15 protein-coding genes are annotated in these 18,940 nt (G+C 69.2%); 1 reads left to right on the top strand and 14 read right to left on the bottom strand.

From position 1 onward, the window contains the following. Nucleotides 1-68 precede the first annotated feature (68 nt). Genes ACWC09_RS43765 through ACWC09_RS43750 form a run of 4 tightly spaced genes read right to left on the bottom strand, consistent with a single transcriptional unit; the run spans nucleotide 69 to nucleotide 5,759 of the window. Complete coding sequence (locus tag ACWC09_RS43765) at nucleotides 69-2,084, bottom strand: acetoacetate--CoA ligase (protein WP_450856803.1); 2,016 nt, start codon at nucleotides 2,082-2,084, stop codon at nucleotides 69-71. Further along, nucleotides 2,081-3,682: a bifunctional 3-(3-hydroxy-phenyl)propionate/3-hydroxycinnamic acid hydroxylase MhpA gene (gene mhpA, locus ACWC09_RS43760; protein WP_450856801.1), complete on the bottom strand. Its 1,602-nt coding sequence runs from the start codon at nucleotides 3,680-3,682 to the stop codon at nucleotides 2,081-2,083. The genes ACWC09_RS43765 and mhpA overlap by 4 nt, the downstream gene beginning before the upstream one ends. Further along, nucleotides 3,679-4,617: a fumarylacetoacetate hydrolase family protein gene (locus tag ACWC09_RS43755; RefSeq protein WP_450856800.1), complete on the bottom strand. Its 939-nt coding sequence runs from the start codon at nucleotides 4,615-4,617 to the stop codon at nucleotides 3,679-3,681. Before ACWC09_RS43755 ends, mhpA begins: the two co-directional genes overlap by 4 nt. Continuing rightward, nucleotides 4,614-5,759, bottom strand: a complete 1,146-nt coding sequence (locus ACWC09_RS43750) for a VOC family protein (protein WP_450856798.1) — start codon at nucleotides 5,757-5,759, stop codon at nucleotides 4,614-4,616. Before ACWC09_RS43750 ends, ACWC09_RS43755 begins: the two co-directional genes overlap by 4 nt. 137 nt (nucleotides 5,760-5,896) lie before the next feature. On the opposite strand from ACWC09_RS43750, the gene ACWC09_RS43745 reads away from it, so the two are divergent. Further along, nucleotides 5,897-6,538, top strand: a complete 642-nt coding sequence (locus ACWC09_RS43745; protein WP_450856796.1) for a TetR/AcrR family transcriptional regulator — start codon at nucleotides 5,897-5,899, stop codon at nucleotides 6,536-6,538. Between the two features lie 416 nt (nucleotides 6,539-6,954). Here the strand turns inward: ACWC09_RS43745 and ACWC09_RS43740 are convergent, their stop codons facing one another. The 10 genes from ACWC09_RS43740 to ACWC09_RS43695 all read right to left on the bottom strand — a co-directional run. Continuing rightward, the gene (locus ACWC09_RS43740) at nucleotides 6,955-7,608 is read right to left on the bottom strand and encodes a TetR/AcrR family transcriptional regulator (RefSeq protein ID WP_450856794.1); all 654 of its coding nucleotides are present in this window, start codon (nucleotides 7,606-7,608) and stop codon (nucleotides 6,955-6,957) included. A gap of 252 nt (nucleotides 7,609-7,860) precedes the next feature. Then, the gene (locus ACWC09_RS43735) at nucleotides 7,861-8,811 is read right to left on the bottom strand and encodes a quinone oxidoreductase family protein (protein WP_450856793.1); all 951 of its coding nucleotides are present in this window, start codon (nucleotides 8,809-8,811) and stop codon (nucleotides 7,861-7,863) included. 216 nt (nucleotides 8,812-9,027) lie between these two features. After that, nucleotides 9,028-9,708, bottom strand: coding sequence for a response regulator transcription factor (locus ACWC09_RS43730; protein ID WP_450856791.1), 681 nt, complete (start codon nucleotides 9,706-9,708; stop codon nucleotides 9,028-9,030). Next, entirely contained in the window at nucleotides 9,705-10,898 is a 1,194-nt protein-coding gene (locus tag ACWC09_RS43725; RefSeq protein ID WP_450856789.1) for a sensor histidine kinase, read from the bottom strand. The genes ACWC09_RS43730 and ACWC09_RS43725 overlap by 4 nt, the downstream gene beginning before the upstream one ends. Nucleotides 10,899-11,002: 104 nt before the next feature. Beyond that, nucleotides 11,003-13,231: an MMPL family transporter gene (locus ACWC09_RS43720; RefSeq protein WP_450856787.1), complete on the bottom strand. Its 2,229-nt coding sequence runs from the start codon at nucleotides 13,229-13,231 to the stop codon at nucleotides 11,003-11,005. Between the two features lie 826 nt (nucleotides 13,232-14,057). Further along, nucleotides 14,058-14,471, bottom strand: a complete 414-nt coding sequence (locus ACWC09_RS43715; protein WP_450856785.1) for a hypothetical protein — start codon at nucleotides 14,469-14,471, stop codon at nucleotides 14,058-14,060. A 78-nt stretch (nucleotides 14,472-14,549) separates the two neighbouring features. Continuing rightward, complete coding sequence (locus tag ACWC09_RS43710; RefSeq protein WP_450856784.1) at nucleotides 14,550-15,017, bottom strand: hypothetical protein; 468 nt, start codon at nucleotides 15,015-15,017, stop codon at nucleotides 14,550-14,552. Between the two features lie 91 nt (nucleotides 15,018-15,108). Continuing rightward, nucleotides 15,109-15,872, bottom strand: a protein-coding gene (locus ACWC09_RS43705) for an IS5 family transposase (protein WP_450856836.1) whose coding sequence is annotated in 2 segments (ribosomal slippage) — nucleotides 15,109-15,570 and nucleotides 15,573-15,872 — 762 coding nt in all. Because the reading frame shifts where the segments join, the coding sequence is not laid out codon by codon here. 561 nt (nucleotides 15,873-16,433) lie between these two features. After that, nucleotides 16,434-18,488 carry an RICIN domain-containing protein gene (locus tag ACWC09_RS43700; protein WP_450856783.1) on the bottom strand — a complete coding sequence of 685 codons (2,055 nt, stop codon included), beginning with the start codon at nucleotides 18,486-18,488 and terminating at the stop codon, nucleotides 16,434-16,436. Between the two features lie 231 nt (nucleotides 18,489-18,719). Next, nucleotides 18,720-18,940, bottom strand: a 221-nt coding sequence (locus tag ACWC09_RS43695) for a substrate-binding domain-containing protein (RefSeq protein WP_450856781.1), incomplete at its 5' end; no start/stop codon positions are given.

Genomic DNA, 18,940 nt, shown 5'->3' with positions numbered 1-18,940 from the left:
CCGCCGCCGACGCGAAGTTGCCTGCGGCAGTGGTTACTTCGAGCAGCGTGATGAGGCGATAGGCGATATCACGTGCCGTCTGTCGTTTCCCGGCGTGCGGCGCCGAGACGGGTGTAATAGGCGAGGAGGTCGGGGCTGTCGACGGCCGCGGGGTTGACGATCTGGTCGGCGGGGGCTCCTTGCAGCAGGCGCTTGACGGGTACTTCGAGCTTCTTGCCGGTACGGGTGTGGGGGATGCCCGGGGCTTCGAGGATCTCGTCGGGCACGTGCCGGGGTGAGGCACTGGTGCGGATGGCGCGGCGGATCTTGTCCTTAAGGGCGTCGTCCAGTTCCACTCCGGCGGCTGGGACGACGAACAGGGGCATCCAGTATCCGCCGTCGGGTTCCTCGGCGCCGATGACCAGGGCTTCGGTGATCTCCGGGAGGCGTTCGACGACGTCGTGGATGTCGGCGCTGCCCAGCCGTACGCCGTTGCGGTTGAGGGTGGAGTCGGAGCGGCCGTGCACGATCACCGAACCGTGGGAGGTGAGGGTGATCCAGTCGCCGTGCCGCCACACGCCGGGGTAGCCGGTGAAGTAGGCGTCCCGGTAGCGGCTGCCGTCGGGGTCGTTCCAGAAGTACAGCGGCATGGACGGCATCGGACGGGTGACCACCAGCTCGCCGACCTCGTCGACGACCGGTCGGCCCTCGGCGTCGTACGCGGCCAGGGCGACCCCCAGGCAGGGGACGGACAGCTCGCCCGCCCAGACGGGTGTGGTGGGGGCGCTGCCGGCGAAACCGGAGACGACGTCCGTGCCGCCGCTGCTGGAAGCGAGCTGGACATGCTCGCCCAAGTGGTCGCGGACCCAGGGGTAAGTGGAGGCGGGCAGGGTGGAACCGGTGCAGCCGACGGCACGGATGGACGACAGGTCGTGGACGGACGGGTCGATGCCGAACTTGGCCATGCCGAGGAGGTATTGGGGGCTGGTGCCGAAGAGGGTGACGTGGTGCCGTGCGGCCAGTTCCCACAGGATGTCGGGGCGGGTGAGCGGGGCCGGGCTGCCGTCGTAGGTGCAGGTGGTCGCTCCGGTCAGGAGCGTGGAGACGGCCAGGTTCCACATCATCCAGTGCGTGGTGGTGTACCAGAGGAGGCGGTCGCCGGGGCCCAGGTCGGACTGCAGGCCCAGCGTCTTGAGGTGTTCGAGCACGACACCGCCGTGGCCGTGGACGATGCCCTTGGGCAGGCCGGTGGTGCCGGAGGAGAACAAGATCCACAGCGGGTGGTCGAACGGCACCGGCGTGCAGGTGAGTTGCTCGGTGCGCGTGGAGGCGTCCTCCCAAGGGACGGTGAGTGCAGGGTAGTTCTCCTGGGGCCAGGCCAGTCCCACGTGGTCCACCAGGACGGTGGCCTTCAGAGTGGGGAGAGTGCGGGCCAACTCCAGTACGGCGTCCCGGCGGTCGTGGGTGGCGCCGTTGAAGAGGTAGCCGTCGGCCGCGATCAGGACCGTGGGCTCCAGCTGGGCGAAGCGGTCGGCGGCGGCCTTGGGGGCGTAGTCCTGGCCGCACACCGACCAGACGGCGCCGAGACTGGCGGCGGCGAGGAAGGCGACGATGGCGTGCGGGGTGTTGGGGAGATAGCCGACGACCCGGTCGCCCGCGCCGACGCCCAGGTCGCGCAGGGTGGCGGCGACGGAGGCGACCTGGGCGCGCAGCTGCTTCCCGGACACCTCGCGGCAGGCGCCGGTCTCGTCCAGCGCGATGATCGCGAGCCGGTCGTCGGGGAGGTGGCGCAGGGCGTGATGGGTGTAGTTGAGGGTGGCGCCGGAAAACCAGCGGGCGCCCGGCATCTTCTCTTCGGTCAGCACCTGCTCGTACGGGGTGGCCGCGTCAACGTCGAAGTACTCCCACACCGCGCTCCAGAACCCTTCGAGGTCCGTGACGGACCAGCGGTGCAGAGCGGCGTAGTCGGTGTGGTCGTAGGCGACTTGGACCCCCCGGTGCCGGGTGACCCAGTGGCCGAAGTCCGCGATGCGGCTGGCGGTGGTGGCCTCTGGGTCAGGGGCCCAGAAGGGCTTCCCCGGCGGGGTGAGCTGTGCACTGGTCATCGCGATGCGCTCCTCGACAGGGCTGCAGTGGCGAGCGGTTCGGTGGGGGAGGGGAGCCCGGTGCTGCACAGCAGCGGTGCCCAGGCGGCGGTGTCCGTGAAGTCGGCGGCGCCCGCCGGGACGACGTCCACGACGACTCGGTCGGGGCGCAGCAGGACGGCGTCCGCCCGACCGCCGCGCAGCCAGGCGGCAAGCGTGCTGTCGTCGCCGAGGTCGTCCGTGCGGATGAGCCGTGCACCGATCGCCTCGGCGACGGCTCGCAGCCAAGGTGCGGCAGGCACGGCACTCAGGACGGCGAAGGAGTCACCGAGCAGGTCGTCGAGGCGGATCCGCCCGGCGCCGGCACTCACCCAGGGCTGCGGGCAGGCCGTGCCCGCCAGATCCCGCCCGCCCGGGCGGGCGCGCCGCCGGACGAGGGCGCTCCGGCTCAGGGCCGGACTGAGGTCGCGGCCGGCCGCCTCCCGCAGGGCAGGTATGCGGCAGGCGGCGCTCGTGAGGCTCCGGCGCAGCGCGGCGGCACGGCCCTGGCCGCCGGTCATGGCCCAGCCCATCGCGACGGCGAGGCGGATCATGTGGCGGGCGTGCGGCTTGCGTTCGTTCTCGTAGGTGTCCAACAGGCTTTCGTGGGCCCCCTGTTGGAGGACGCGGCCGATCTTCCACGAGAGGTTGTACGCGTCGCGCATTCCGGCGCACAGTCCCTGGCCGATGAAGGGCGGGGTGAGGTGGGCGGCGTCGCCGAGCAGGAAGACGCGCCCTCGGCGCCAGCGGTCGGCGACACGGGCCCGGAAGGTGTAGTCAGCCTGCCGGATCACTTCGACGTCGCCGTCGTACGCCACCTCCACCCACGGGCCGATCAGCTCTCGTACGCGTCGGTCGTCCAGCTCTTCCCCGTCCCGCAGGCGGAACTCCCAGCGGTAGCGGTCCTCACCGATCCTCATGAACGTCGCGGCCCGAGCGGGATCGCAGACCTGCTCGACACCCTCCCAGCACCGGACGGGGTGGTGGGTGCGGACATCGATGACGCTCCAGCGTTCCTCGAAGCGCAGGTCCTCCCATACGGCGCTCATGGCCTCGCGAGTGAAGCTGCCGGCCCCGTCGCAACCGAGGACGAAGTCCGCTTCCAGGTGCTCGGGCACCTCACTGCCGTCACGGCGGAAGGTCACCCGCACAGGACCGTCGCCGCTCGGGTCGATACCGACGACTTCCACCCCGCTGAGCAGTTCGGACTCCGGCCGTCGGGCCAGGGCCGCGCGCAGCAGCCTCTCCAGCTCCGGCTGGTCGAACATGCTGGTCTGCGGGAAGCCGTGGTGTCCGTGTTCGGAGCGCCGGAACTCGCCGATCACCCGGTGGCGTGCGTCGAGCAGCCGGAGGCCCTTGGCCGGGCGGGAGATGGCGGCGAACTCCTCGTGGACGCCGGCGGCCTGCAGGATCCGCCGGACCTCGTCGTCCGTGGCGACGGCGCGCGGCAGCGGGTAGACGTCCCGGTGGCGTTCGAGGACGACACTCCGCACACCGTGGCGGGCGAGGAGCAGTGCGGCCGTCACGCCCACCGGTCCCGCACCGATGATGACGACGGGAACCCGGGAGTCGGCGCTCACCGTGCGTCCGTGACGGGGGTGCGCTGTTCGCCGAGGTCGATGCGCCCGTCCGGTGTGGCGATGGTGGCGGTGATGACATCGCCCTCGTGCAGGTAGTGGGGGTTGCGGGCCTGGCTGTTGAAGAACGCCTTCCACTTCAGGGCGGGCGGCAGCAGCGCGCCGATCTTCTCGACCGGCTTCGGCGGTGCCTTCAGGGCCGTGCCGCCCGGGGTGCCGGTGAGCAGCAGGTCGCCGGGGTCGAGGTGCTGGAAGCGGGCCAGCAGCGTCAGCGCCTCGGCCGGCCGGACGATCATGTCGGCCAGGGTCCGGTCCTGGCGCGGGCTGCCGTTCACCGACAACCGCAGCCGCAGGTCGAGGAGGTGAGGGAAGTCTTCCGGCTCCAGCAGGGCCAGGTAGGGCCCGGTCGGCGTGAAGGTGGGGTACGACTTGCTCTCGTAGAACTGGCTCTTGGTCAGCTGGATGTCACGGGCGCTGACGTCGTTGGTGAGGACCAGCCCGGCGACGTAGGCAGGCAGGTCGCGCTCGGAGACCACGGTGCCCACTGGGACGGGTGCGCCCATGACCAGGCCGAGTTCGACTTCGTAGTCGAGGAACTTCACGTGCGCGGGCTTGACGACGCTGTCGTGCGGGCCGCTCACGGAGCCGGAGGCCTTGCGGAAGAAGGTGGGCGGGATCTCCCCGGTGAAGCCCGAATCACGGGCGTGGCTGCGGTAGTTGACCATCTGCGCGACCACCCGGCACGGGGTGGTGACCGGAGGCAGCGCGGCCAGGTCCGCGAGCGGCGTGCCCGTCTCGCCGGACACGGCTGCCTCCTCTACCGCTTCGCGGTCCGCGAGCAGCTCGGCGGTGGTGACGGCCTTGGTCTCGACGCGGACGGCGCGCTCGTCGCGCACCGCCCACCAGCCATCCTCGGTACGCAGGACGTTCGTACTCATGGGGTCATCGCTTTCAGCAGGCCCAGCATCCGGGCGGGGTCGAGTTCGCTGTCGTCGCGCAGGGCGCGCAGCAGCTCGCGGAGTTTGGCGGGAGAGGGATTCGTACCGAGGAACTCGCGGGTGACGGGCGGCCCCCACTGGGCCAGCCCGCTCGCCGACAGCGGAGCCCATCCCGGCTCCACATCGCAGGAGAACAGGTCGCCGTCCGCGAAGTGCTCCACCATGAACCGGTCCGGATCACGCCAGTAGTCGAAGATCTGGCTGCCCTGGATGTGCCGGCCGATGCCCCAGCTGCGCTGGTAGCCGCGCTCGGCCAGATACTCCCCGCCCGCGGCGATCGCGTCGAGGTCGGTGACCTGGTAGGCGGAGTGGACGTAGTGCGTTCCGGGCCCCAGGTGCATCGCCAGCGTGTGATGGTCCACGGGGACGCTTCCCTGGTCACAGCGGAAGAACGCCATGACCGGGCCGCGCTCCCGCTGCCCGTCCAGGAAGTGGAAGTCGCTGATGATCATCCCGAGCGTGTCGAGATACCAGTTCATGCTCCGGGTGAACACCCGCGTCTCCAGCACCAGATGTCCCAGTCGCTGGATCCGCGACGGCTCGCGCGGCGGGCGCTGGGTGGCGTTCGTGCGCCGGTGATCCGTCCCGAAGTTGAGGACGAGAGGCCGCTGTCCGGGCAGCTCCGGCAGCTCCTCGGCGCAGTGCACCACCCGCACCGGGAGGCCGGACGGGTCCAGCAGGTCGACCCGCTTGCCGCCGCCAGGGACGTCCGCGTCCCGCACGCTGGTCCCCGTCGCGCGCGCCAGCCGGTCCAGATCCGCCCGCTCCGCCGCGCGGAACGCCTGGCCGATGAAGCGGGACGTGCGCCCTCGGCGGATCACCACGCAGGGCGAGCCGGCGAAGGTGCCGCGCAGCCAGAGGGTGTCCGGCGTACGGGCGGCGACGGAGAACCCGAAGTCACGCGCGAAGACCTCGGCGCGGTCGAGGTCGGGCTTCTCGAACTCCACCCAGGCGATGTCGGCGACCTTGATCACCGGATTCCGTGCGCGCCCGGGGTGCTCGCCGCGCAGGGCCCCCTGCTCGCTGTGGAGGTCCTGGTGTGCGGTCCTGAGGTCGGCCGGGGCGGTTTGGGTTTCGGACATGGCGTCCTCCAAGCAACATTGCCGTAATGAGGAAATCATCATCTCTGCACATCTCGTCGTCAATAGTTGTCACGTAGTTAACTGACGAAAAAGTCAGAGATGCTGACCTGGTCACGAAGGTTGCTAGACTCCGCTCCATGTCCACATCAGCGCCGGTCGGCAACCGGTTCGAGAGGCGCCGTGCGGCGACCCGCAACGCCCTCGTGTCCGCGGCCCGGCAAATCCTCGCGGAGACCGGTGACACGGGGGTCAGCATCCAGGCCATCGCCGACCGGGCGGACGTGGGATTCGGGTCCTTCTACAACCACTTCGATTCGAAGGCGGAGTTGTTCGACGCCGCGGTGTCGGACGCCCTCGAGGAGTTCGGTCGGGCCATCGACGAGCGACTGAGGGAGACCGACGACCCGGCCGAGCTCGTCGCGGCAGGCTTCCGCCTCACCGCCCGGATGGTCGACTCGCATCCGGATCTGATGCGCGTCCTGCGTCACCGCGGCCTCGCTCAGATCCACTCCGAGAAGGGTGTCGCCCCGCGCGCTCGACGTGACCTGGAACGGGGCATCGCCACCGGCCGCTTCGCTGTCGACGACCCGGTCATCGCCCTGTCCGCCTTGGGCGGGGTGTTGTTGTCGTTGGTCGAGCTGAGGTTCTCCCGCCCCGATCTCCATGCCGAGGAGGCCGCCGCGAGCCTGGCCGAGATGGCCTTGCGCATGCTGGGCGTGCCGGACGCCGAGGCTCGCGAAATCGCCCGGTGTCCCCTGCCCTCCGGCGTCGCCGACTGAAGGTGTCGAGCACCGCTACAACCGGTGCTCTCCTCGCGGGCGGCCAGGGCTTCGTCCGTGGTCGCGTGACGCGGCGGCTCCTCGCCATTCCATCGTCCGTCATTCCATCGACGCGAGAGGGTCCTCGCTGCAGACGTCCAGGGCCTCGCTATCCAGCACCATGGCTCGGGGGCACCGCATCCCGATGACCGAGCGCGCCTGGGGGACCATTACCGCGCCCTGGCCCCGGTCGCTTACCCGGCGTTGAAGGGTGCGGCCGACGACCTGACCTCTCTACCGCTGCGGGAGGAGTTCCGGTTCGGCCTTGGCCTGTTCCTCGACGGCCTGGAGCGGGCCAGGCGCAAACCGTCCGAGGTGGCCGACGTGTCTGGCGGGCGCTGACTGCGCGCCCGGTCTCTCCAGTGCCGAGTGCCCTCTCAAGCGGCGGAGCCCTCACGGCCTTTGGCGGTGAGGTCGGGTAGGGGTAGTCGGCAGATCGCGTGGGCCTCGTCGGCGGAAAGGCCGAGCATGCGCAGCAGGTCCTCGGTGACCTGATCGGTGGTTTCCGCTTCGTCTCGCTCGGGGTGGTCGTGCAGGAGCTGTCCGAGGCAGAGCTGAGCGCCCGCGACAGTGACCAGGGCGAGTTCGGCGTCGTGCACAGTGAACCGGCCGGCGCGGACCGCCGTTTCGATGTCGCGCAGAGCGCGGGCGGCGATGCCCTTGTCCGACGCGGCCAGGGCCAGTCCGTTGTTCAGCAGGACCTTGCTGAGTTCGGGTTGGCGGCGGTGCAGGCGTCCGGTCAGGCGGAAGCTCTGCGCGAACACCTGCGCGGGGTCGGTCAGATCCGTTGTCAGCTCGTCCAGCAGGTCCCCGTACGCCTCGAGGGCGTGCTCGATCGCGGCCTGGTAGAGCTGCTCCTTGCTCTCGAAGTGGTTGTAGAACGATCCCATCCCCACGTCGGCGGCCTGGGTGATCTCCAGGATCGGGACGTTCGTCCTGCCGGCCGCGAGGAAGGCCGTGGCTGCTTCGATGAGCGCGGCGCGGGTGCGCGCCTTCCGCCGTTCCACACGGCTCGGGACATCCTGCGTCATGCCTGCTCCCTCTCACGGGTTCAGGCCCACTCTATCCGCAGCCCGTCAGAGATGAGGAGATCGTCACTTCTGGCTGGCTGGCAGTGCCGGGCGGTGGCGGCGGTGACGGTAGCCGGTGAGTCATGCCTTCGCCGGACTCCTGGGCGGTGCCCGCGGACGCGCTGCGCAGCCCCGCGCACGGCGCGCGGGCCTTGTCGGGGTTGATGTGACCGCCGGCATGGCCCGCGTGTGCAGACGGGGTATGCCGCCTTGTCAGCCGACAGTCAGGACGGGGCGGGGGCCGGCGGGGGCTGTCCACGCCTGACTGACCTCGGAGAGAGGGTAGGCCTGAGCGTCCACCTTCACCTTGCCGTCGGCGATGAGCTGTACGTAGGCGGCGACCTGGACGAAGTAGCGGCGCATGTCGAAGGAGCCGATGCCACTGCCGCTGAGGCGGAAGGGGCGGCTGCGCAGCAGTGAGGCGGGCACGGTGGCTTGCTCGCCGGCCGCACCGCCGATCTCCACATAGCTGGTGGTGCCCGCGCCGGGAACGTACGCCAACGCCTGGAAGGCTGCCTCGGCGGCGCCGCCCCACAGGAAGTCCAGGACGAGGTCGGGTGCCTTGCCGTCGAGGGCCGCACCGATGGCCGCCGCGTCGGTGTCCTTGGTGCCGGTGATCTCCACGGTCTCGGCGCCGAGGCCGGCCACGCGCTTGAGGTCGTCCGCGCCGCGGCCCACGCCGATGATCCGCCGCACGCCGAGTGCCTGGGCGTTCTGCACGGCGAGACCGCCGGCCGCTCCCGTGACCCCGATGATCACGACGGTGTCCGGGGCGCCGTGTTCGTCCGCGTGGCCGGTGAGCGGCATCCAGGACGACATTCCCGGGTTCACGCCCGCCGCCACGGCGACCGGGTCGATTCCGTCCGGGAGGGGGAGTGCCATGGTGATCGCCATTCGCTCGGCGAAGGTGCCCCAGGGCTCCTCGATGTCGCCGGTGTACACCAGCGTGCCGTCGGCGGTGCGGGCCACCGCGTCCACGCCCGGTACCAGCGGGAACTGCCCGGTGCTGCTGTAGTGCCCGCCGGACGCCTTGGCCCGCACCACGGGGTGGATCGCCGTCGCGACGAGCTCGACGATCTGCCGGCCCGAACCCGCCTCGGGCTCGGGGAAGTCCTGGTACTCGGGTACGACCCCACCGGCCGTCGCCACCACTGCTGCCTTCATCACTGCTCTCCTTCGACTCGGGTGATCGCGCCGTGTATCCAGGCCGCTACGGATCGGTGCTGGAACGCCGCGGCAACCGCCTTGGGGTTGGGCATCTTTACGGCTACATAGTATCCATAAAAATCGCGAAGGGAAACCGCGCCCAGTGCGGCACGCGATCGCTGACCGGTGCAGGCGATCCCGGAAGGCGGGCCGCCCTGGACGCCGCCCGGTCCCTTAGCGAGCCGGCGGTGGGGGCTGCACCAGGCCCGTCTGGTAGGCGATGGCGACGAGTTGGGCGCGGTCGCGGGCCTCCAGTTTCGCCATGGCGCGTTGGATATGGGTGCGCACGGTCAGCGGGCTGATGCTGCACGCGCTCGCGATCTCCTCGTTGGATTTCCCCTCGGCGGCCAGGGCCATGACTTCGCGCTCGCGGGCGGTGAGATGGGCCAGGCGTCCCGACGGCACCAGGCGGTCGCGAGACGTCCGGATGGTGAGGAAGTGGGCGATGAGGGAGCGGGTGGCTCCGGATGAGAGGAGTGGCTCGCCGGAGGCCACGGTGCGGATGGCGGTGAAGAGTTCGTCCACGGTGGCGTCCTTGCCGAGGTACCCGCTCGCGCCGGCGTGCAGGGCCCGGGCGACGTACTCCTCGGTCTCGTAGGTCGTGAGGACGAGGACACGGGTCGCGGACAGCTCCGGAGCCTTGCCGATCGCGGCTGTGGCGGTCAGTCCGTCCGTACCGGGCATACGGATGTCCATGAGGACGACATCGGGGTGGTGGATGTGTGCGAGGTCCACTGCTTCCTTGCCGTCGCAGGCTTCACCGACCACCTCCATGTCCTCGCAGGACTCGATCAGAGTCCGGAAGGTGGCCCGCATCAGGGCCTGGTCGTCGGCGAGCAGGACACGGATCGTCATGGCGTTCGTTCTTCCTCCGGGGCAGGTGGATACAGCGGTAGGGCGGTGGTGACCTCGAAACCGCCCTCGGGCCGGGGGCCGGCGCGAAGTTCGCCGCCCACGGAATGGGCGCGTTCCGTCATGCCCATGAGTCCGAAGCCGCGGCCTCGCGGGAAACCGGCGACGGGGGCGGTGGCTCCGTCGTTCGCGACCGTCATGACCAGGCGGGCGTTGGAGTACGCAAGCCGAATGTCTGCGACTTTCGTCGGCGCGTGCTTGGTGACATTGGTGAGAGCCTCCTGAAGGATGCGGAACGCGGTCAGATCCACTCCCGGCGAGAGCGGTCTGGGCTCTCCTTGGGTGGTGACCGTGACGGTGATGCCGACGGACTCGCACGCCGTGATCAATTCAGGTAGGCGTGCGAGTCCGGGGGCCGGCTCCAGGGGAGCGGAGTCGGGATCGCTCGCCTCGCGCAGCAGCCCGACGGCGGACTTGAGCTCGCGCAGCGCCGAGGTCGTGGTGCCGATCAGGTCGGCGAGAATCTTCTGCGTCTCGTCGGGACGGCCCCGCAGGAAGTGAGCGGCGGCGCCCGCCTGAACCTTGGCCAGGGCCAGGTGGTGGGCGACGACGTCGTGGAGGTCGCGGGCGATGCGCAGGCGTTCCTCGGCGACGCGCAGGCGTGCTTCCTCCTCGCGGGTCTGCTCGGCGTGTTCGGCGCGAGCGTGGACGGCTTCGAGGTAGGCGGTGCGGAGCCGGGCGCCGCGTCCCAACGCCAGGGGCAGCAAGAGCCACAGGATCGGGCCACCTTTGAAGTCCGAGGGGTCGTTGATCACCACGGTGGCCACCACCGCCGCCACGGTGGTGAACCCGTAGACGTGGGTGGTCTTGTCGTTGGTGCCGGCGGACAGCCGGTACAGCCCGGCCATGAGAGGTGCCAGAAGCAGAGGGGTGACTGCGTAGCCCAGGGGGATGGTGATCACTGTGGCCAGGGCGATCACGACCAGGACGGTTCGCGGGCGGCGACGACTTGCCAACAGGGCGAGACAGGAAAGGGCGGCGAGGGCTTTGGCCGGCCATTCCCCACCCAGTGACGGGGCGTCGGAGGCGGTGAACGAGTCGCCGACAGCGGCGCAGGTCCACAGAGCCAGGGACATCACCACGCCGGCGGCACGTGGGCGGAAGTTCGCGTACTCCTGTGTTGCGCTCGTCATCGGCACTCCGGGTGAGTCATGGCCTTGCTCCGTGCGGTCGGCACGAGCCGCCCGTGGACTTCGCCATGGGCGGCTCGGGAACAGCTGGTCGTGGGAAGGACCGATCAGACGCGAACCTCGGCCGGGCTGTCCGCGGCACTGCCGTCCGTTTCGGCACCTTCGGCCGACCGGAGAGTGAGCGCCTCACCCTCGATGTCGACGCGGGGCAACAGCCGGTCCAGCCGGCCCGGAAGCCACCAGGCCCGGTCTCCCAACAGGGCCAGGACTGCGGGGACGATCGTCATCCGCACCAGGAAGGCGTCGAAGAGAACGGCGGCGGCCAGGCCGAACCCGATCATCTTGATCATGGAGTCCGTCTCGGTGACGAAGCTGGCGAAGACCGCGATCATGATCAGCGCGGCGGCGACCACGACCCGGGCACTGTGCCGGAACCCGGTGGTGACCGCCTGCGCGGGCCGCTCCCCGTGGACGTATGCCTCGCGCATGCGCGAGACGAGGAAGACCTCGTAGTCCATGGCGAGCCCGAAGACGATGCCCACGAGGAAGATCGGCATCAAGGTCATGATCGGCCCGGTCTGGTCCACGCCCAGCAGTTCGGCGCCGTGCCCGTCCTGGAAGACCAGGACCACCGAACCGAGGGCCGCCAGCACCGACAGCAGGAATCCGAGGGCCGCCTTGATGGGAACGAGTACGGACCGGAAGACCACCAGCAGCAGAAGGAAGGCCAGGCCGATCACGACCGCGAGGTAAGGGAGCAGCGCGGCCTGGACCTTGTCGGCGATGTCGATGTTCACCGCGGTGGTCCCGGTGACCTGGAAGGTCGCCCCGGCCTGGGACTCGATGCCCGTACGCTCGACCCGGACGGCCTTCACCAGGTCCTTGGTCTTCTCGTCTGTCGGCGCGGTCGACGGCACGGCCTTGAAGATCGCGGTGTCACCGGCGTCGTTGAACTTGGCCGCGGAGACAGCCACGATCCCCTTCGTGGCGGCGACCTCCTTCGAGATCTCCTTCACCGCACCCGCCGCGTCCGACGCGCCCTTGGCATCCACGACGATGGTCAGCGGCCCGTTGAAGCCCGGCCCGAAACCCTCGGCCAGGTCGTCGTAGGCACGGCGCTCGGACGTGGAGGTGGACTTCGCCTCGTCTCCCGGCATGCCCAGTTGCAGATTCGCCATCGGCAGAGCGATCGCCCCGAGGCCCACCACGCTGAGCAGGAGCACGGGTACGGGACGGCGCAGCACGAACCGTGACCAGCGGGTGCCCCCGTTGTTCTCGGTGCTCTTCTCGGTGCGGTGCCCCTTGACGGCGGCTCTGCGGGAGGTCCGCGAGAGGGCGGCGTTCGGCCACATGCCGAACAGCGCCGGGACCAGCGTCAGTGCGACCAGCACCGCGACGACGACCGCCGCCGCGGCGGCCAGACCCATCTTGGTGAGCATCGGGATGCCCACCACGGACAGCCCCACCAGCGCGATGACGACGGTGAGTCCGGCGAAGACGACCGCGGAGCCGGCGGTGCCGACCGCCAGCCCGGCCGCTTCCTGCGGCGTGCGGCCCTTCGCACGCTCCTCGCGGTAGCGGGAGACGACGAACAGGGCGTAGTCGATACCGACGGCGAGACCCAGCATCACGGCCAGAGTGCTGGCCGTGTCCGACAGCCCGAAGATGTCGGCCACCGCCGTGATCGAGAAGAGGCTCACGGCGACACCGACGAGCGCGGTCAGCAGCGGCAGTCCGGCGGCGGCCAGCGAACCGAAGGTGATCAGCAGCACCATGGCGGCCACCGAGATACCGACCACCTCGGACACACCGCCCGGCCCGCCGCCGCTGTCCAGCGCCTCACCGCCCGCCTCGACGGTCAGGCCTGCATCCCGGGCCCGGTCGACGACCGCCTGCACATCATCCCGGCTGGTGTTGCTGACATCGGCGACCTTCACGTCGTAGGTGACCGTCGTGTACGCCGTCGAACCGTCCCTGCTGACCGCGTCGGTACGGAAGGGATCGTCGGCTCTGCTGACCTGAGGACCCCCGGCGAGCTTCGCCACCGCTTTCTCGATGGCCGCTCTGTTGTCGGGCGCTGTCACCTTCTGCCCGCCCCGGGCGACGAACACGACGCGGGCGGTCGCGCCGTCGGCCAGGACCCCGGGAAAACGCTCTTGGGCCAGGTCGTAGGCCTTCTGCGCCTCGATACCCGGCATGGAGAACCTCTCGTCGGAGGTTCCGGGCGCCTGGGAGGCGGCAAGGCCGACGGCGACCATGACGGCCAGCCACATCAGGACGACGGTCCATCGTCGCCGGAAGGCCAGACGGCCCAGTCGATCAAGAAAGGTAGCCACGCGGGACTCTCCACATCTGCTTTCGGGAACCCGCTCAGGCTGTCGGGAAGCGGTCCGTGCTGTCGTCGTCCTTCTGATAGGAAGCTCACTACTGATCTGGCAGTACAACTGTGGTTGGCAGATCCCCCTCCGGTGCGACAGGCCCATCCCGCCTCGGACCGGATCGGACGGCTCCCGACTGTCCGCGGAGGCGCCATCCTGCAGGGCGGGGGCGGGGGAGGTGGGCATCGCCGAGCACGTGCAGCGCTACAGTCGGAGTACGCCGTTTCGAGTACGACCGGTGCCGTCGGCTGCCTCTCGCACTGCTCAGGAAGCCTCGGAGGCCTGTTCCGTGACGAGATCTCAGACGGCGCCCGCACCAGGACCGGCGGCCTCGGGCTCAGCTCCCAGGTGACGTACGACTCCGTGTCCGAGGGGGACAGCGCGGCCCTGGCTTTCGCGAAATGGCTAGACATCCGGGACCTCGCCGGGGGCCACCGTCCTGTTCGCCCACCGGCGGGTCGTCATCCAAGGCGCCGTACGTCGCGGAGTCAGCCTCAAGCCGTACCCGTCCTCCATCAAAGGGCCTCTTCTTGTTCCGTCGCGCCCCGGCGACTTGTACGCATGCCAGGAGGAACCGCGAGGTCGATCCGGCCGTACGACAGACGTGGCGATGTCTACTCGCGCACGCGCCCGGCATCAGCTCCAGGATGAATCGCGCCGTGGCGAACCGTGAACCGGGCTGTGGGGTGAGCCGGACGTCCGTAACGGATACGATGTGGCCGATAAGAATGTTTGTCAAGCCACACATCCGCGACGTGGAGCGGGAGACCCGATGCTGAGGACGTCAGGAGGTCGGCTGTCCGAGGAAGCGACAACTGTTCCGCGGTGCTCGGCGTGCCACGAGGTTCTGAGGCGTGCCGTCCATTGAGAGGCGATCGGGACGGCCGCTCACGAATGCGTCTCGCTCGGGCGGTTTGAGATCAGGTGGATAGCCGTTGGCGCGCAACCAGGCATCGAAAGCCAATGCGGCGATGTCGCCGTGCGGGACGTCGTGGTCGGCGTTGCAGCGGCGGATGCGTCGCTGGAGCTGGAGAACGTCGGGAACGGCGTAGTTGAGCTGTCCTCGTTTGGTGTGACGGTTGCCAATGATCTCCATCGTGTCAGGGTGGGGGGAGACGGGATCGTTGGGATGGGATTGGGCTTCGAGTGCGTCGGCCACCTCACGCAGCCGTCGGGCGTGGTGGGAGAGATCGGGCACGAATCTTGCTCCGGTCGGTACGACTGGGCGGCTACTGAACTTGAACTCGTGATGTCGGGCCTCGCGGGCTGAGGTGTGTCAGATGTGGGCCCTGATTTGCTGCACTGGATGTCCGAGTGCGTCCCCGATGGCGGTCAGTTCCTCGTCGCTGAACCAGGCGCGCTCGGGGTTCCAGATGGCGATCTCGAATCGAGCAAAGCCACAGGGCCAGTCGTAGTCCAGTGCGTGCAGTGAGGTCGCGGTGCCGCAGCAGGGGACAAGCGCGGCGAGGGTTGCGAAGCCGTTGTCGCAGTGGGCTTCGAGTAGGTCGCCCCACCACTCGGTGTCGATCGACGCGCCGCAGTGGGGACAACCGATCTTCTGCAGATTCTGACCGCAGTCGACAACGGTGAGTGTGTCGTGCCAGGTGACGTCGATCTCGACGGCGACGCCGCCGGGGAGCCCGGGGGCCAGGTCCTCCACGATCGACGCAGTTCGGTCAGCTGCGGCCTGCTCGGGCTGCCAGTGCGGGTCGGTCGGAATGACGGAGAGGACGTCGTCACTCATGGGCTCACTCGATTCGTCGGGCGGGAACCTCATCCAGGCGACGCGATGCTACCGAACGCGCGTTCGGGTGGCAGGTTACTTAGACGTCATCTCATTTGGTGAGTCTGCGGTAGCAGATGAGGGTGCAGGCGATGCTGGTGAAGGCCAGGAAGTGTTCGGCTTTATGCTCGTAGCGGCGGTGCAGTCTGCGGCATCCGGCGAGCCAGGACATCGTGCGTTGTATGGTCCAGCGGTGGCGGCCCAGTCGGGTCGAGGACTCCATGCCTTTGCGGGCGATACGGTGCCGGATGCCGCGCCCACGTAACCATCGCCGCAGGTGGTCGTAGTCGTATCCCTTGTCGGCGTGGAGCTTTGCCGGTCTGCGCCGCCGGCGTCCGCGCCGCGAGCGGATCGGCGGTATCCCCTTCACCAGCGGGATCAGCGCCTGGCTGTCGTGCAGGTTCGCCCCGGAGATCCCGACAGACAGGGGCAGACCGGTCCGCTCAGTGATCAGGTGGATCTTTGAGTCGTACTTGCCTCGATCGACAGGATTCGGGCCTGTCAGCTCCCCCTTTTCAGGGCCCGCATGTTCACCGAGTCGATCGCGCAGCGGGACCAGTCCAACTCGCCGCGGGAGCCGAGTTCGTCGAGGACCAGGCGGTGGAGTTTTGCCCACACGCGGGCCTTCGTCCACTCGGTGAATCGTCGGTGGGCCGTCGCACCCGATGGCCCGAACGATGCGGACGGCAACTGCTGCCACGTGCAGCCCGAGGTCGCCACGAAGATGATTGCTGCCAGCACTTCGCGGTCGCCGTGCCGACGTCGGCCACCCCCCTGAGGCCGCGATGGCGCTTCCGGCACCACCCGCTGGAACATCTCCCACAACTCGGCCGGCACCAGCCGCTCAACGATCCCTGCCACGACCGGCAGCTTACCCAGCCAAATGAGATGACATCTAATACCAACGACGATTGCGGGAACCCGGCGCCGGCCATCGGCAGGCAGCCCGGCCTGCTTTGGGGGTGAGCTGGGCGCGCCGCGCGCGAGCAAGCCGCGGGTGTCGGCGCGGGGCAGCCGCATCCCGGAGAGGCCCTGCAAGCTGTCTGCCGTCGCCGAGACGGCGATCCAGCGGGACGGCCGTTCGCACGCAGGTTGCGGACCCATGCACCAAGCTCATTGTCCTTGGAGCCGTAGCACCGGCAGAGGTACTCGTTGAAGCCGTTGTCTGCGTGGTGCAGGCCCGTCTGCGCGGTGCGTACGGAGTATGTGGAGAGCCGGTCCGCGTCCTCGGACACGATGATGCCCGTCAGTGACTCGAGCAGCGTATTGCCCCCTGGGGGGCGGAGTGGACGCGGTACGGAACAGGCATGGCTGGGCTCGCCGACTTGGTCGGCGAGCCCAGCCGGCGGGATGCCGGTCACCCTGCCTTTCGTCGGGTCAGTTGATGCGGACGATCTTCCAGAGCTGGTCGTCGACGGTGAGGCTGTTCCACTGGATGACGGCGGCGCCGTCGGAGGTGGAGGACTGCGCGACGCCGGCGACGAGGGAGCTGTTGACGTTGTGGAGTTTGTAGTAGCCGCCGCCCGCGTCGGTGAGGGTCCACTTCTGGGAGTCGGCGGTGGAGGGTGTGTTCTGGACTATGGCGGCTCCCGCGGTGGTGGAGGAGTTGCTGATGTCCAGGTTGAGGTTGCTGTTGACGTTCTTGATGGTCCAGGCTCCGTTGCCGGCGGACTGGAAGGTGAACATCTGACAGAAGCAGGCGGAGTCGTGGTACTGCTGGGCGGCCGTGCCGGCGGTGGTGGAGGCGGCGGGGATGTCGATGTACTTGCCGCTGTTCTTGTTGACGAGGACGTACTGTCCGGTGCCCAGCGGCGGCAGGGCGGTCTGGGTGAGGTTCCAGCGCTGGCAGGCGCAGGAGGTGCTGCTCCACTGGTCGGCGACGGTGCCGGCGGTGGTGGAGCCGCCGGGGATTTCGAGCAGCTTGCCGGTGACGCGGTTGGTGATGGTGTAGCCGCCGGCCGGGCTCGGGGCGACGGCCCATTCGTGGTCGAGGGTGCCGTTGTCGTCCCACTGCAGGATCTGGGCGCCGTCGGCGGTGGACTGGCCCTGCACGCCGAGGACCTTGCCGCTGGCGACGTTGAAGATCTTGAAGTAGCCCGAGGTCTGCTGGACGAAGCGCCACTGCTGGTCGGTGGCGTTGTCGGCGTTCTGCTGGGTGGCGCCCACGCCGTTGGTGGTGGAGCCGCCCGCGATGGTCAGCATCAGGTTGCTGCCGGCGTTGGAGGCGGTGTAGGTGGCGCCGTCGGAGATGCCGCCGCCCAGGTCGATCGTGCTGTAGGTGATCGGGTTGAGGGTGTTGGTGTTGCGGCCCCCGCTGAAGACCTCCAGGCTGTGTCCGTCGGACAGGGGGAGCATGCCGCGGCTGTAGCCGCGGGCGACGTTGGACTGGATGTGGACCCAGGCGTTCGAGGCGCCGCCTTGGGTGTTGATGAACACGTCCTGCACGGTGTCGCCGCTGACGACGAGGGTGCCGTTCGTGCCGCCGGTGGGCAGCCAGGTGACGTAGGGCGCCCCGCTGGGGATGGTGCCGTCGGTCGCCCGCAGCACCTGGTCGGTGGCGGAATTGAACGCCTCGGGGTCGGCGGAGATCTTGTAGTACACGGAGCAGCCGCCCTCGGGCGCGCCGCAGTACTCGTGGGTCATCACGTAGTTGCCGTTCGGCAGCCGGGTGACCACCGGCATGCCGGGCCGGTCGGAGTAGGTCGGCTTCGTCACGTCGTCCACGACCGGGCCCCAGGTGCGCAGGTCCGTGGTGACCTGGTGGTCGATCTTCTGCCCGTAGGTGGTGTCACGCTGGTCGGAGTAGTAGACGATCAGCTTGCCGTTGGCGAACAGGAAGTCCGGCTCCCACACCGGGGTGTAGCCGTTGCTGGAGATCGCCCGTCCGCCGGTGGCGATGTTGCTGACGAAGGTCCAGGTCAGTCCGCGGTCCGTGCTGGCGTACAGGTCGATCTTGGTCGCCGAGCGGTCGCTGGGGACGGAGTCACCGGCGACCAGGATGGTCCCCGCCGGGAAACCTCCCATCGCGGTGGGCAGCTCGAACAGGTCGGGCTCCCATCGCATGCCCCAGCCGTTCTGGGTGTCGGCGACGCTGGAGATCTGGGTCCAGGAGTTGCCGTTGTCGGTGCTGCGGTAGATCGGGAAGACCGGCGTGCCGTTGGTCCACTGCTCGAAGGTGGCGAGGATGGTGCCGTTGGCGGAGCCGTTGTGCTGCAGACGCAGTGCTCGCGGGTAGAGCGAGCCGGGCGCGGGCGCGTCCGGCGGCGGGGTGTACATCGTCTGCGAGGGACGGGAAAGGGCGTCTGCCTTGCCCGCGGCGGGTAGAACCAGCGACGCCACCGAGGCGATCAGGGCGAGCAGCAAGAACAGGAATTTGGTGGGGCGGGGGCGTGGAGCGGCGCCGGGTCTGGCGCCTGGTTGTACGGGGGACATGTGCGGCTCCCAAGGGGGAAAGGGAAGGGGTGTTTCGGTGTCCGCCGCCTTGGTGCAGATCCATGCGGGATGCGGCGGAGTTCTTTGGCGCGTCGCCCGGGGAACGATCGGGCCATGCTGCGAGGCGCGGTTGGCGAGTACAGGGATCGCGGTGGGACAAGCGCGGAACGGAGGCAGGGTGGGCGTCCCGGCGGATGGGCCTACGCCGGAGCCGTGGCATGCGGGTGTGGGTCAGAGGGAGGGCGGCGGCGCGGTCGAGCCGCGGACGATGAGTTGGACGGGTGGGTCACTCGCCGGCGGCAGTTCGGTGCCGGGCTTCTCGATGGCGTGGAGGAGAAGCCGGATCCCTTCCCGTGACGCGGCCTCGAAGGGCTGACGGACGGTGGTCAGGGGAGGCGAGACGTAGGCGAAGACGGGGTTGCCGTCTAAACCGACGACGCTGACGTCCTCCG

It is taken from the genome of Streptomyces sp. NPDC001617 (genome assembly GCF_053596855.1).
Note: the sequence above shows the minus strand (reverse complement) of the source record. Positions and strands in the feature narration are given on the sequence as shown.

Excerpts from the sequence above, each read along its gene's own strand:
- ACWC09_RS43765 (WP_450856803.1), bottom strand. The coding sequence starts at position 2,084 with ATGACCAGTGCACAGCTCACCCCGCCGGGGAAGCCCTTCTGGGCCCCT.
- ACWC09_RS43755 (WP_450856800.1), bottom strand. The coding sequence starts at position 4,617 with ATGAGTACGAACGTCCTGCGTACCGAGGATGGCTGGTGGGCGGTGCGC.
- ACWC09_RS43750 (WP_450856798.1), bottom strand. The coding sequence starts at position 5,759 with ATGTCCGAAACCCAAACCGCCCCGGCCGACCTCAGGACCGCACACCAG.
- ACWC09_RS43745 (WP_450856796.1), top strand. The coding sequence starts at position 5,897 with ATGTCCACATCAGCGCCGGTCGGCAACCGGTTCGAGAGGCGCCGTGCG.
- ACWC09_RS43740 (WP_450856794.1), bottom strand. The coding sequence starts at position 7,608 with ATGACGCAGGATGTCCCGAGCCGTGTGGAACGGCGGAAGGCGCGCACC.
- ACWC09_RS43735 (WP_450856793.1), bottom strand. The coding sequence starts at position 8,811 with ATGAAGGCAGCAGTGGTGGCGACGGCCGGTGGGGTCGTACCCGAGTAC.
- ACWC09_RS43730 (WP_450856791.1), bottom strand. The coding sequence starts at position 9,708 with ATGACGATCCGTGTCCTGCTCGCCGACGACCAGGCCCTGATGCGGGCC.
- ACWC09_RS43725 (WP_450856789.1), bottom strand. The coding sequence starts at position 10,898 with ATGACGAGCGCAACACAGGAGTACGCGAACTTCCGCCCACGTGCCGCC.
- ACWC09_RS43710 (WP_450856784.1), bottom strand. The coding sequence starts at position 15,017 with ATGAGTGACGACGTCCTCTCCGTCATTCCGACCGACCCGCACTGGCAG.
- ACWC09_RS43700 (WP_450856783.1), bottom strand. The coding sequence starts at position 18,488 with ATGTCCCCCGTACAACCAGGCGCCAGACCCGGCGCCGCTCCACGCCCC.